Annotated in this window: 6 protein-coding genes; 5 read left to right on the top strand and 1 reads right to left on the bottom strand. The window is 67.4% G+C overall.

The window, feature by feature from the left end; translation table 11 throughout:
- Positions 1 to 4: 4 nt before the first annotated feature.
- The gene (locus tag OXR08_RS10375) at positions 5 to 742 is read right to left on the bottom strand and encodes a GntR family transcriptional regulator (RefSeq protein ID WP_267349587.1); all 738 of its coding nucleotides are present in this window, start codon (positions 740 to 742) and stop codon (positions 5 to 7) included.
- A 399-nt stretch (positions 743 to 1,141) separates the two neighbouring features.
- On the opposite strand from OXR08_RS10375, the gene OXR08_RS10370 reads away from it, so the two are divergent.
- From OXR08_RS10370 to OXR08_RS10350, 5 genes are all read left to right on the top strand, one after another.
- On the top strand, positions 1,142 to 3,925 hold the full coding sequence (locus OXR08_RS10370; RefSeq protein WP_267349585.1) for a TonB-dependent receptor: 2,784 nt from the start codon (positions 1,142 to 1,144) through the stop codon (positions 3,923 to 3,925).
- Positions 3,926 to 4,075: 150 nt separating this feature from the next.
- Positions 4,076 to 6,421 carry a family 20 glycosylhydrolase gene (locus OXR08_RS10365; protein ID WP_267349583.1) on the top strand — a complete coding sequence of 782 codons (2,346 nt, stop codon included), beginning with the start codon at positions 4,076 to 4,078 and terminating at the stop codon, positions 6,419 to 6,421.
- Entirely contained in the window at positions 6,421 to 9,012 is a 2,592-nt protein-coding gene (locus OXR08_RS10360; protein ID WP_267349581.1) for a glycoside hydrolase family 2 protein, read from the top strand. Before OXR08_RS10365 ends, OXR08_RS10360 begins: the two co-directional genes overlap by 1 nt.
- The gene (locus OXR08_RS10355; protein WP_267349579.1) at positions 9,009 to 11,525 is read left to right on the top strand and encodes a glycoside hydrolase family 3 C-terminal domain-containing protein; all 2,517 of its coding nucleotides are present in this window, start codon (positions 9,009 to 9,011) and stop codon (positions 11,523 to 11,525) included. Before OXR08_RS10360 ends, OXR08_RS10355 begins: the two co-directional genes overlap by 4 nt.
- On the top strand, positions 11,522 to 12,946 hold the full coding sequence (locus tag OXR08_RS10350; RefSeq protein WP_267349578.1) for a glycoside hydrolase family 125 protein: 1,425 nt from the start codon (positions 11,522 to 11,524) through the stop codon (positions 12,944 to 12,946). The genes OXR08_RS10355 and OXR08_RS10350 overlap by 4 nt, the downstream gene beginning before the upstream one ends.
- Positions 12,947 to 12,949: the final 3 nt, after the last annotated feature.

Raw genomic sequence — 12,949 nt, 5'->3', positions numbered from 1 at the left:
ACCCCTACAGGTCGGACAGTTCGGCAACGAAGTCGTAGGCGTCGCCGCGGTAATAGGACCGGGTGAACTCGGCGGCGCGACCGTCGCGCAGGAACCCGCGTCGCTCGATCAACAGGCCGGGCTGGCCGGCATCGACGCCCAGCATGCGCGCATGTTCGGGGCCGAAGGGCACGGCGCGGAGCCGCTGGAGCGCGCGCACCGGACGGCTGCCCGCCTGATCCAGCGCGACATACAGCGAGTCGCCGACCGCCTGGACCGAGGGCAGGCAATAGCCGGCGATGGTGGAGAATTCGAGCGCCATGGGCTCGTCATCGGCATAGCGGATGCGCTGGAAACGATACACGGGCGCGCCCGGCGACAGGCCGAGCGCCATGGATTCCTCCGGGCTGACGGTGCCTGCGGCACGGCTGATCCATTCGCTGGACGCCGCCTTGCCACGCGCCGCCATGTCTTCGGAAAAGGAGGAAAGCTTGGAAAAGCTCTTTTCGACGCGGCCTGCCACAAAGGTGCCGGCGCCGCGGCGGCGGGTCAGCAGGCCATCCTCGACCAGGCCGCCGATCGCCTTGCGCACGGTGATGCGCGACACGTCATATTCGGTGGCGAGATCGCGTTCGGCGGGGATCGCATCGCCCTGCACCAGCACGTCTCGGCCGATCGCGTCGCGGATCAGCTGCTGAAGCTGGAGATAGAGCGGAGATGGATTGCCATCGCGGAACCGCCCCACCTCGTCCGAAAAAGCCATTCCCGTCTCCCTTTGTCCCACCGCCCCCACGGCAGGTGTCGTGCGATCGCGATGCGCCGCCATGAAGGGCGAACCTACCGAATGGCACGCCGGGGAACAACTGCTCCGACGGATCCGGCGAGCATTCCAATCCAACACACATTCCCCGAAAGGCTCATGTTGCGCGGCGGATTAATTCGTTACCCTCCAGCTACTTATTATTACCCGGCGGTTTTAAGTCAATTTTATGAATTTTTGTAGCGCATATGGTATATTTTGGTTATACCGCTGGCCGGACCCCTGACCGTCAAGAACCGGCAGGGAAAGCCGCCAGCCATGCGGCGGTAGATCGGGGAGCAGCGCAGCTGGGCGCCTCTCCATGGAAGGGGAATGACGATGCGGTTGCGCCACTGGATCCTGATGACGACGGCCATGACCGGACTGGCCGCCACGGCCGCGCAAGGCCAGGAGGCGCCGACAACACCGCCCAGCACCACCGCGCCGAGCAATGCCGCATCCGGCCAGGACCCGGCGGCCCGAGATGGCACCGCGGGCGAGGACGGCGAAATCGTCGTCACCGGCTATGCCCGCAGCCTTCGCCAGGCGATCGAGGTGAAGCGCAACGCGAACGCCGTGGTCGACGCCATCTCGGCCGAGGACATCGGCAAGTTCCCCGACCGCAACGTCGCGGAGTCGCTGGCGCACATCCCCGGCGTGTCGATCGACCGCCGCTTCGGCGAGGGTGAGAAGGTCGCCATTCTGGGCACCGACCCGGCCCTGAACCGCATGCTGCTCGACGGGCACGGTCTGGCATCGGCCGACTGGGGCGGCAACGACAACGACCCCAGCAGCCGGACCTTCAACTATTCGCTGCTCGCCCCCGAACTGGTCGACCGGCTGGAAGTCTACAAGTCGCCGGAGCCGCGGATCGAGGAAGGCAGCCTGGGCGGCACGGTGATCGTGCGCACCCGCCGGCCCCTGGAACTGGAGGCCAATTCGATCTTCGCGTCGGGCGGCTATCTGTATAACGACCGCGCAGACAAGGGGAATATCCGCGGTTCGGGCCTGTATAGCTGGCGCAACGATGCCGAAACCTTCGGCGTGCTGGTCGCGGCGACCTATGACAAGCAGAACATGGTGCGCGCCGGTGTCGAATTCTTCGGCTACGACAATATCGCGCCCAATGCCGACGGCACGCGCAACAGCCCGTTTGTCAATCGCGACGCGACCACCGGCGCGCTGTCCCTGAAGAATCCGAATGCGACGATCAACGGCGGCACGATCCAGGATCTCTATGCCGCTGCCTCGCCCTTCGGCATCAACTACGCCTATTTCCAGCAGCAGCGCCAGCGCGCCAGCATCGCCGGCACGGTGCAGTATCGCCCGGCCGAAAACCTGACGCTGACGCTGAACGGCCTGCACATCGACGGCAACTACAACAATTACAGCCAGGCGATGTACACCATCCCCGGCGCATGGACCGGAGACGTCCTGCAATCCGCAACCGTATCCAACGGCGTGGTGACGCAGGCGAGCTTCGGCGCGGCCAACAGCCAGAGCGCGCAGCTCGATACCCTGGTCCGTCGCACCAAGCTGAAGACCGACAATCTGAACTTCTTTGCCGATTGGGAAGGTGATGACGGCGCCAAGGTGTCGTTCGCCGGCGGCTGGAGCAAGGCGACCGGCGGGCGCAATCCCGAATATCTGTTCAACGTGCAGACCCGCCTGCCGTTCAGCTACGCGATCACGCCGACATCGGCGGAGGTCAATTTCACCGGCGACCTGACCAACCCGGCAAATTACTTCACCAACCCCAACAACAACCCGGCGCAGATCGAGGGCCGCCCCGTCATCGTAAACGGGGCGCAGCTGAACGCCGCGCAGATCGGAGGGCTGGATTACAGCGTCACCACCGACCGCGACATCTTCGGCGGCTTCGACGGCACGGTGCCGCTGGGCGGCGTGTTCACCGAGCTGCTGATCGGCGCGCGCGTGACCGATCACGTCAACCGCATCAACGCCCGCGGCATCAACACCTACAAGACCAGCTCGCAAACCGCCGCGCAGCTCGGGGTTACCACAGGCGTCACCCCCGGTGGCGTCTTCGACGGCAGCGGCGGATCGGGCAGCGCGACGCAGTTCCTGAATCTCCCCGAACAGTCGGTGATCGATATCCTCGCCAATTCGATCAACAGCCCGCTGGTCACCAAGATCGGCGCATCGACCAGGGTGAAGGAGACGGTGGCCGCGTCCTACATCCAGGCGAATTTCGATCAGGGCGGACTGCGCGGCAATATCGGCGGGCGGCTGGTCTATACCCGCGACGTATCCAACTACGCCACGACGCTGAGCAACGTGGTCAATCCCCAGCCGGTGCCGACGCGCGTCTCGACCGATTACCTGAAGTTCCTGCCGAGCGTGAACCTGATCTACACGATCACGCCGGAAGTGATCGTACGCGGGTCGGTGGCCAAGGTGATCTCGCGGCCGCGCTACCAGGACCTGGCGGCGGCGACCTCGCTCAACGACGTGACGCTGGACGGCGGCGGCGGCAACCCGAACCTGCGGCCGTACCAGTCGACCAATTACGAAGTGACCGCGGAATGGTATCCGCGTGCCGGTGCGCTGCTGTCGCTGGAACTGTTCCGCCGCGACATCGACAACTATATCATCAACACGCGTACCAATGCCGTCTACTTCAATTCGCTGCGCAACCAGTTGACGACGTACAACGTCAACCAGCCGATCAACGGCGGCAAGGCCAAGGTGAACGGCGTGCTGGTCAACGGTCAGGCCGAAATCTGGGGCGGGTTCGGCCTGCAGGCGAACTATTCGTATCAGGACAGCTCGACCTCGACGATCGCGGGCATCAACGGGGCACTCAACCTGCCCTATCTGTCGAAGCATACCGTGAACGTGATTCCCTATTTCGAAAGCGGACCGTTCCAGGCGCGGGTCAGCTACAATTATCGCACCTCCTATTTCCGCACGATCGGGCGGCTGGGATCGGAGGAGATGGTGGCGCCCTACAGCCAGCTCGACGCGTCCGCCTCGCTCAACCTGACCAAGAACATCACGTTGACAGTCAATGCGCAGAACCTGCTGGACGAGACGTATCTGCAATATAGCGGCACGCGCGACCGGCCCTCGGCCTTCTACAAGAACGGGCGCACCTTTGTCGGCAGCGTATCGTTCCGCATGTAACCCCTCGGGTTTTCCCCGCGTGTAACCTGTTGTGCCAGCCGCGTTTTCCCGACGCGGCCGGCACCGGTTTTTTTGGGTCAGGGGCATGGACGTACCGGCGCGTCTTCTGCATGATACCTCCTAATACCAAAACGGAACCAAGGGGCAGGCATGCGGGCGGCAACGACGGCATCGATCGGATCGGGGATCGGATTGGGACTGGTGCTGGCGCTCACCGCCCCCGCCGCGGCGCAGACGCCGTTGAATTTGCTGCCGATGCCCCAGACCACCGTCCGTGGTTCGGGCAGCATCACCATATCCGCCGGCTCCACGGTTTCGGCGCAGGCACCGCAGGCGCAGGCCGCGGCGCGCCTGCTGGTCGATCATGTCCGCACCGTACGCGGGATCGCGCTGGCGCCGGCCGAGGGTGACGCCCGGATCATATTCGCGCAGGACGATGCGATTGCGGGGGCGGAGGCGTATCGACTGGTGGTGCAGCCGGGGGGTATCCGCATCACCGCGTCCCGGCCCGCCGGCTTCGTCCACGGCGCGATGACGCTCGCCCAGTTGCTCAGCCCCGACACTGCGATGGGCAAGCCGGTGCGCGTACCCGCCGTCACCATCGACGACGCGCCGCGCTTCGCCTGGCGCGGGCTTCTGGTCGATCCGGTGCGCCACTTCCAGCCGATCGCCGAGATCAAGCGCATCGTCGACCAGATGGCGGCGGTGAAGCTCAACACACTGCACCTGCACCTGACCGACGATCAGGGATGGCGGTTCGAGGTGAAGCGCTACCCGAAGCTGACCGAGATCGGCGCCTGGCGTCAGCCGCCCTCCACCGGCGGCCCGGCGCCCGCGACGCGCCATGGCGGCTTCTACACGCAGGACGCGTTGCGCGACCTGGTCGCCTATGCCGCCGATCGCGGCATCACGGTCGTGCCGGAAATCGACCTGCCCGGCCACGCCCAGGCGCTGGTCGCCGCCTATCCGGAGATCGGCGTGCTGGGCAATCGCCCGCCGGTCAGCAACGAATGGGGCGTGATGCCCTATCTGCTGAACCCCAATCTGGCGGGGATGGCGTTCATCCGCAACGTGCTGGACGAGCTGATCGACGTGTTTCCCGGCACCTATATCCATCTCGGCGGCGACGAGGCGGTGAAGGACCAGTGGGAACGCTCGCCCGAGGTGCAGGCGCAGATGCGCGCGCTGAACATCACCACCGAAAACGGCCTGCAAAGCTGGGTGATCGACGAGTTCGGCAAATATCTGGCGACCAAGGGCCGCCGGCTGATCGGCTGGGACGAGATATTGGAGGGTGGCCTGCCGCCGTCTGCGACGGTGATGTCGTGGCGCGGCGAAAAGGGCGCGGTGGAGGCGGTCCGCCAGGATCACGACGTGGTGCTGTCCCCGGCGCCGATCCTGTATCTGGACAGCATGCAGAGCCGCCAGGCCACCGAGCCGCCCGGCCGCTGGTCGGAGATCAAGACGCTGGCCGACGTCTATGCCTATGATCCGATGCCGGCGGGCATTCCGGCGGACAAGGCGCACCATGTGCTGGGCGTGCAGATGAACGGGTGGAGCGAATATTTCGTCACCCCCTGGCAGGTGCAGCATGCGGTGTTCCCGCGCATTGCCGCGATCGCGGAAAATGGCTGGATCCAGCGACCGCGCGACTTCCCCGGCTTCGTATCAAGGCTGGTGCCGCAGATGCAGCGCTGGACGCGCGCCGGGATCGAGGTCGCGGACAGCGCGCTTGCGGTGCAATACCGGCTGGCGGACAGCCCCGGACAGGCGCTGCGCGCGAACAATGTCCGCGTGACGCTGGAGCAACAGGCGCCGCAGGGCACCATCCGCTACACGCTCGACGGCACCGAGCCGGGTGCGCGGTCGAGGCGCTACACGGGTGCGCTGACGATGAAGCCGGGTGCGACGATCCGCGCCGCGCCCTTTGCCGCCGATGGCCATCGGCTGGCCGCCCCCCGCGACTTCGCCACCGCGCGCGCGGCGCTGTTGACGCGGACGAGTTCGGAGATGGCCGCCTGCCCGAACGGCAAGCTGAACCTGCGCGTCGCGCTGACCCCGGATGCGACCGCCAACGGGCCGGCCTACAATGTCAACATCTTCGACAATTGTACCGCCTATCAACAAGCGCCGGTCGACCTCGCCCGCGGCTACACGATCGAGGTGGCGCGCCTTGCCCGGCATTACGGGCTGGCGCATGATTTCGACCAGGTCCGCCGACACTATAACGTCACCCCGCATGGCGAGTTGCTGGTGCTGGTCGGCTGCCGCGCCGCCGCGGACGGCGGCACCGCGCCAAAGCCGATCATCGCCGGCAGCTTCCCCCTGCCCGACCCCGCCACCGCGCCGCAGCGCATGCGCTTTTCAGGACAATTCCCCATGATGGACGCCACCCAGAGCGATAAGGGAGACAAGGACATCTGCCTGCAATTCACCGCGCCGACCAGCGATCCGATCTATACCGTCGAACGCATGACGCTGACGGAGGCGCAGTGATGCGCGGCTGGATGCTCGCCCTGCCGCTGCTGCTCGCCTCCACCGCGGCGGTGGCGGCGCCCAAGTCGGTGGTGTCGCTGAACGAGGGTTGGACGGTGCGGATCGACCCGGCGGATGCCGCCGCGGCCAAGGCGCACCCGCGCGAGGCGAAGTGGCTGCCGGCGCGGGTGCCGGGGACGGTGCAGCAGGACCTGATCGCCGCCCGGCGCGTGCCCGATCCGTTCAAGGGGCTGAACGAGGCGGCGATCCAGTGGGTCGGCCGCACCGGCTGGCAATATGTCCGCACGCTGGAGGTGAGCGCCGACATGGCGGCGCGCGACCATCTGGATCTGGTGTTCGAGGGGCTGGATACCTTTGCCACCGTGTCGGTGAACGGGCAGGCGGTGCTGAAGGCCGATAACGCGCACCGCACCTGGCGCGTCGATGCCAAGCCGTGGCTGAAGCCGGGCCGCAACACCATCACCATCCGCTTCGCCCCGCCGATCGCGACGCTGCAACCCAGGGTGCTGGCCGAGGCGAACCCCCTGCCCGGCGAATATGACAGCTTCTTCGGCGACGAGCCCAAGGGCAAGCAGACCTCGCCCTATATCCGCAAGGCGAAATATCATTATGGCTGGGACTGGGGTCCCCGCATCCTGAACGTCGGCCCGTCGGGGCCGGTGAAGCTGGAGGCGTGGGACGATGCACGCGTCGCGCAGTTCCGGGTCAATCAGATCGCGCTGAACGACGCCGAGGCGCGGCTGGCCGCCGATTTCGAGGTGGTGGCGGACACCGCCGGCCCCGCCACGGTGCGCGCCAGCCTGACCGGGCCGAACGGCGCGGCCGTCAATGCCGAACAGGTGGTGACGCTGGCCCCCGGCACCAACCGGATCAGCGTGCCGCTGACCATCGCCAACCCGCAGCGCTGGCAACCGGTGGGATATGGCGCACAGGCCCTGTACCGCGTCACCGGCACGCTGGTGGAAAACGGACAGGCCAGCGACAGCGCCCAGCGCCGCATCGGCCTGCGCACTGTGGAACTGATCCGCAAGGACGGCAGCTTCGGTTTCAAGGTGAACGGCACGCCGATCTTTGCCAAGGGCGCGAACCTGATCCCGTTCGACAGCTTCCCCTCGCGCGTGACCGCCGAGGGCATGCGCCGGATGCTGGCCGACGCCAAGGCGGTCAACATGAACATGATCCGCATCTGGGGTGGCGGCTATTACCTGCCCGATGCGTTCTTCGACGCCGCCGACGAGCTCGGCCTGATGATCTGGTCCGACTTCATGTTCGGCGGGTCGGTGACGCCGCCGGACAAGGAATTCCGCGAAAGCGTGCGGATCGAGGCGGAGGAGCAGGTCGCGCGCGTGTCCGGCCATCCCTCCATCGTGCTGTGGGCGGGCGGCAACGAGGTGCTGGCCGGCTGGGAGAACTGGTCCGACCGCAAGGCGTTCAAGAAGCGGGTCGGCCCGGACGAACAGGAACGGATCGGCGCGGGCATGGCGGTGCTGTTCGACCGCGTGCTGCGTCAGGCGGTGCGCGATTTCGATCCCGGCGTGCCCTATTGGCCGGGTTCGCCCTCCACCGATTACGAGGGTCCGGTGGATACCGATGCCGATGGCGACCGGCATTTCTGGGACGTGTGGTCGGGGTCGAAGCCGGTCGAGCGGTATCTGGACAGTTGCCCGCGCTTCATGTCCGAATATGGGTTTCAGGGCACGCCCGACCTGTCGACGATCAAGGATTTCGCCGGCACGCTGGACCTGACGTTCGACAGCCCGGTGATGAAGGCGCACCAGAAGTTCCTGGCGGGCGAGGGCAATGCCCGCCTGATGCATTATATCCGCGAGCGTCTGGGCGAGCCGAAGAACTTTGCCGACTTCGCCTATCTGGCACAGGTCAATCAGGCGCAGGCGATCGCGATGGCCGCGCTTCATCACCGCGCCTGCCGGCCGGTGACGATGGGTTCGCTATACTGGCAGTTGAACGATGTATGGCCGGTCGTGTCCTGGTCCAGCATCGACTATAACGGCCAGTGGAAGCTGCTGCATCACGAGGCGAAGCGCTTCTTCGCACCACAGGCGATCGTGGCCGAGCGCAAGGACGCGGCCACCCGCATCGCGCTCGTCTCCGACGCCACCACCCCGATTGCGGCACGCTGGCGGGTGCGCGGCTTCGGGCTGGACGGGCGCATGCTGGGCGAGCGGACCGGAGACGCGACGCTGGCCCCGCTCTCGGCGGCCGAGGCCGCGGTGGTGCCGGATGCCGACCTGTTCGCGGGTGCTGCGCCCGAGGCGAGCTACGGCGTTGCCGAACTGCTGGTCGGCGATCAGGTGGTCAGCCGCCGCATCGTCGAGCGGGTGCAGCCCAAGGCGATCGCCTGGCCCGATCCGGGCCTTTCCATCCGCTGGCAGGGGCGCGAGGTGACGATCACCGCCACCAATCTCGCCCGCGCGGTGATGCTCGATTTCGGCGCGGTGGCGGCCCAGCCGTCCGATGACGGGTTCGACCTGTTGCCGGGGGAAAGCCGCACGCTGACCGTCGCGTCCGATGCCTCGCCCGCCACACTGAAAAAGGCGCTCACGCTGCGCACTCTGGGGAACCGCAAATGATCTGGCTGCTGCTCGCAACCGCAGACCCCGTCGCGACCGCGATCGCGACGATGTCGATCGAGGAAAAGGCCGCGCAGTTGCAAAGCACCGCGCCCGCCGATGCCGAGGCCGGGTTGCCCGCCTATGACTGGTGGAACGAGGGGCTGCACGGACTGGCGCGCAACGGCCATGCCACCGTCTTTCCGCAGGCGATCGGCATGGCCGCGACCTGGGACACCGCGCTGGTGAACAGGATCGGCGACGTGGTGGCGACCGAGGCGCGCGCGAAGTTCAACGCCAGGCCCGCCGGGGCCGATCGCCGCATCTATGAAGGGCTGACCATCTGGTCGCCCAACATCAACATCTTCCGCGATCCGCGCTGGGGCCGCGGGCAGGAAACGTACGGCGAGGACCCGTATCTGACGGGCAGGCTGGGCGTCGCCTTCGTGCAAGGGTTGCAGGGACCGGACCCCGTCCATCCCAAGGTGATCGCCACGCCCAAGCATCTGGCGGTGCACAGCGGCCCGGAGGCCGGGCGCGACGGTTTCGATGTCGACCCCTCCCCGCAGGATGTCGAGGCGACCTATCTGCCCGCCTTCCGCATGGCGGTGATCGACGGCAAGGCACGCTCGCTGATGTGCGCGTACAACTCGATCCACGGCACGCCGGCCTGCGCGAGTGACGACCTGTTGAACGTGCGGGTGCGCCGCGACTGGGGGTTCCGGGGCTTCACCGTGTCGGATTGCGACGCGGTGGCCAACATCCACATGTTCCACCATTACCGCCTGGACGGCGCCGGTGCATCGGCGGCGGCGATCAAGGGCGGCAACGACCTGAACTGCGGCAACGCCTATGCCGCGCTGCCCGAGGCGGTCCGCCGCGGCCTCGTCACCGAGGCGGAGGTCGATACCGCGCTCACCCGCGCGCTGGAGGCCCGCCGCGCGCTCGGCATCGCGCTCGGCGCGACCAGCCCATGGAGCCGGATCAAGCCGAGCGAGATCGGCACCCCCGCCCACCGCGCGCTGGCGCTGGAGGCGGCGCGCAAGAGCATCGTGCTGCTCAAGAACGAGGGCGATCGCCTGCCGCTGAAGCCCGACACCAGACTGGCGGTGATCGGCGCCAATGCCGACGATCTGGGCGTGCTGCAGGCCAATTATCACGGCACCACGGCGCATCCCGTCACCCCGCTGGAGGGTATTCGCGCCAGGTTCCGCCAGGTCGCCTATGCGCAAGGGTCGGTGCTGGCGGACGGCGCGCCGGTGGTGCTGCCCGAAACCGCGCTGAAGGACCTGACCGCGACCTACAGCGTCGGCGGCCGCGTGGTGAAGACGGAGCACGCGCGCAAGGTCGACCTGGACATCACCCGCGTGCCCCCGGTCGAAGGCCTGCCGGCGACCGGCTGGGTCGGCCGCTGGACGGGGACGATCACTCCGCCGGGGCCGGGTGCGTATCGGCTGATGCTGGATCAGGCGCAGTGCTGGAAGGATTGCAGGACGCACGACACCGCGCGCCTGTCGATCGGCGGGCGCGTGCTGCATGATGGCGCGGTTCCCAAGGGGCGCGTCGAGATCGCCTGGGACAGCGACGGCAGCCCGCAGCCCTTCGATCTGGTGCTGGACCACGCCAGCGAGGACGAGAGCTTCCGCCTGCTCTGGCTGCCGCCCGAGGCACCGATGATCGCCGAGGCCGTGAAGGCGGCCGAGAGCGCGGACGTCGCGGTGGTGGTCGGCGGCCTGTCCCCCGATCTGGAGGGCGAGGCGCTTCAGGTGCAGGTGCCGGGCTTTGTCGGCGGGGACCGTACCGACATCATGATCCCGCCGGCGCAGCAACGGCTGCTCGCCGCGCTGAAGGCGACGGGCAAGCCGATCGTGCTGGTGCTGGCCAGCGGCAGCGCGGTCGCGGTGGACCCGACGCTGGCGGCATCGGTGCTGACCGTCTGGTATCCGGGCGAGGCCGGTGGCACCGCGCTGGCCGAGGTGCTGACGGGCGCCACCAACCCGTCGGGCCGCCTGCCCGTCACCGTCTACAAGACGACCACCGACCTGCCCGCATTCGTCGATTACGGGATGAAGGAGCGCACCTATCGCTACTTCACGGGCACGCCGCTCTGGGGCTTCGGCCACGGCCTGTCCTATACCCGCTTCGGCTATGACGGCGTGCAGGCGCCGGCCAGCGTCGCTGCGGGTCAGGACCTGACCGTCACCGCGCGCGTCACCAATGCTGGCGCGCGCGACGGCGAGGAGGTGGTGCAGGCCTATCTGGTGCCGCCCGCACAAAGGCCGGGATCGATGACCGCGCCGGTGCTGCAACGCCAGCTCGTCGGCTTCACCCGCGTCGCGCCCAAGGCCGGCAAGACGGTCACCGCGCGCTTCACGCTCGATCCGCGCGCGATGAGCGTGGTCGACCGCGACGGGCGCCGCCATGTCGTGCCGGGCGACTATCGCCTGTGGATCGGTGGTGGTCAGCCCGAAAAGGCGCCCGGCCAGTGGGTGTCGTTCAGCGTAACGGGTGCGGACACGGAGTTGCCCAAGTGATCGTCGACCGTCGCCAGTTCGTCGCGGGCGCGGGCGCGCTCGCCGCCGCACCCGCCTTCGCCGCCGCGCCTGCGCTGCCGTCCAAGCGCCCCGCGCCGGGCCAGCGTCGCTTCACCAGCCCCGCGGTCGAGCGCGAGATTGCGCGCGTGTCGAAGCGGATCGGCGATCCCAAGCTGCGCTGGATGTTCGGCAACTGCTACCCGAACACGCTCGACACTACGGTGAAGATGGGCACCGCGAACGGCGGCCCCGACGCGTTCGTCATCACCGGCGACATCAACGCGCTGTGGCTGCGCGATTCCTCGGCACAGGTGCGTCCCTATCTGCATCTGGCGCGCGAGGATGCGAAGCTGGCCGAACTGTTCCGCGGCCTGATCGCGCGACAGGCGCGCTGCATCCTGATCGATCCCTATGCCAATGCGTTCATGGAGGACCCGACCGCACCGTCCAACCTCGAATGGTCGCAAAAGGACCGGACCGAGATGAAGCCGGGCGTGGCAGAGCGGAAGTGGGAGATCGACTCGCTCTGCTACCCGATGCGCCTCGCCTATGAATATTGGCAGGCGACCCGCGACAAGCGCCCGTTCGACGCGACCTGGAGCGAGGGCGCACGCGCCACGATCCGCACCTTTCGCGAACAACAGCGCAAGGACAATCGCGGGCCGTACAGCTTCCTGCGCACCTCCGACCGCAATACCGAGACGATGCCGCTGGAGGGCTGGGGCAACCCGATGCGCCCGGTCGGCCTGATCGCCTCGGGCTTCCGCCCGTCGGACGATGCGACCCAATATCTCTTCCTGATCCCGTCCAACTGGTTCGCGGTGACGACCTTGCGCGAAATGGCGGTGGTCGCGAACGAGGCGCGCGGCGACGCCGCGCTCGCCCGTGACGCCACCGCGCTCGCCGACGAGGTGGAGGCGGCGCTGCGTCAGTGGGGCACGATGCGCCTGCGCGACGGGTCGGAGGTCTGGGCGTATGAGGTCGATGGCTTCGGCAACGCGCTTTTCATGGACGATGCCAACGTCCCTTCGCTGTCCGCGCTCGGCTATCTCGGCTGCGTGCCGATGGACGATCCGCTGTGGCGGCGGACCGAGGCGGCGGCGTGGAGCGATGCCAACCCTTATTTCTTCCGCGGCACGGCCGGGGAAGGCATTGGCGGGCCGCATGTCGGGCTTGGCTGGATCTGGCCCATGTCGCTGATCATGCGCGCCATGTCGACGAACGACGCAGCGACCATCCGCGCCTGCCTGAAGACGCTGCGCGATACCGATGCGAACACCGGCTTCATGCACGAGGCGTTCTTTCAGGACGATCCCTCGAAGTTCACCCGCCACTGGTTCGCCTGGACCAACGGCCTGTTCGGCCAGTTGATCGTGACGCTGGCCCGCACCAACCCCGCGATCCTGAGCGAAGCGCTGTGATCG

The sequence above is a fragment of the Sphingomonas sp. GM_Shp_2 genome (assembly GCF_026540875.1).
GTDB classification, from domain to species: Bacteria; Pseudomonadota; Alphaproteobacteria; order Sphingomonadales; family Sphingomonadaceae; genus Sphingomonas; species Sphingomonas carotinifaciens.
This window is presented reverse-complemented; position numbering and strand designations above follow the sequence as displayed.

Coding starts and splice junctions, on each gene's coding strand:
- OXR08_RS10375 (WP_267349587.1), bottom strand. CDS start 742: ATGGCTTTTTCGGACGAGGTGGGGCGGTTCCGCGATGGCAATCCATCT.
- OXR08_RS10370 (WP_267349585.1), top strand. CDS start 1,142: ATGACGACGGCCATGACCGGACTGGCCGCCACGGCCGCGCAAGGCCAG.
- OXR08_RS10365 (WP_267349583.1), top strand. CDS start 4,076: ATGCGGGCGGCAACGACGGCATCGATCGGATCGGGGATCGGATTGGGA.
- OXR08_RS10360 (WP_267349581.1), top strand. CDS start 6,421: ATGCGCGGCTGGATGCTCGCCCTGCCGCTGCTGCTCGCCTCCACCGCG.
- OXR08_RS10355 (WP_267349579.1), top strand. CDS start 9,009: ATGATCTGGCTGCTGCTCGCAACCGCAGACCCCGTCGCGACCGCGATC.